This is a genomic window from Oleiphilus sp. HI0117 (genome assembly GCF_001635235.1).
In genome coordinates, this window is the sequence record NZ_LWGA01001215.1 from 1 (window position 1) to 931 (window position 931).

2 tRNA genes and 1 rRNA gene are annotated in these 931 nt (G+C 41.2%); all 3 read right to left on the bottom strand.

Annotation, left to right across the window (positions count from 1 at the left end):
- Positions 1 to 172 (bottom strand): 23S ribosomal RNA (locus A3757_RS21275); the annotation flags it as partial.
- Between the two features lie 331 nt (positions 173 to 503).
- Positions 504 to 579, bottom strand: a tRNA-Ala gene (locus A3757_RS21280).
- A gap of 141 nt (positions 580 to 720) precedes the next feature.
- Positions 721 to 797, bottom strand: a tRNA-Ile gene (locus tag A3757_RS21285).
- Between the last annotated feature and the right edge of the window lie 134 nt (positions 798 to 931).

Here is a 931-nt window from a genome sequence, read left to right on the forward strand (position 1 = left end):
ACACCTATGTATTCAGTGCAAGATATCTAACTTATGTTAGATGGGTTTCCCCATTCGGAAATCGTTGGGTCAAAGCTTGTTTACCAGCTTACCAACGCTTATCGCAGGTTACTACGTCCTTCATCGCCTCTGACTGCCAAGGCATCCACCGTATGCGCTTAGTCACTTAACTATATAACCCGAAGTAGTCTTCTAAGACGACCTTTTACCATCTTAGTACTTAAGCTATATATATGACCATTCGTAACGTTTTCGCCGGATAACGCTTGATATGAATCTCATTTCTTTCGTTATCCATGATTAAATTATTCGCTGATATGTGAATAATCTAATCACTTAGCAATGAGTTGCATTATGTCATCACAACATAAAACAACGTCTACTATTACTTACCTAATTGTTAAAGAGCTTCTAATCGCATGATTAGAAATAAATACACTTTACTTAATTCAAACTTAAACCAAGCAAATACACTTATTTATAATCATTTCAATTTTGGAAATTGGTGGAGCTATGCGGGATCGAACCGCAGACCTCCTGCGTGCAAGGCAGGCGCTCTCCCAGCTGAGCTATAGCCCCAATCCCAGAGCATTTTATCCTCTGCTTTAACGTTCATTAAAGTCAGACTCAAAAAATCGTAGATTTTAGTTAATCTAGGCAAATGACTGCGAAGCATAGCCTGCTATGCGAGTAATCATTTAACGATGAGTAACTGAAATCTGGTAGGCCTGGGCAGACTTGAACTGCCGACCTCACCCTTATCAGGGGTGCGCTCTAACCACCTGAGCTACAGGCCTTCTGCGCAAATTACCTCTCAGTAAGATGCTATAGGGCCTATTGCCCTTACGCTCTCTTTAATTCTATAACCAAGCAATTCGTGTGAACTCTGACCGAAACGATCACGATTCGTTTAAGGAGGTGATCCAGCCCC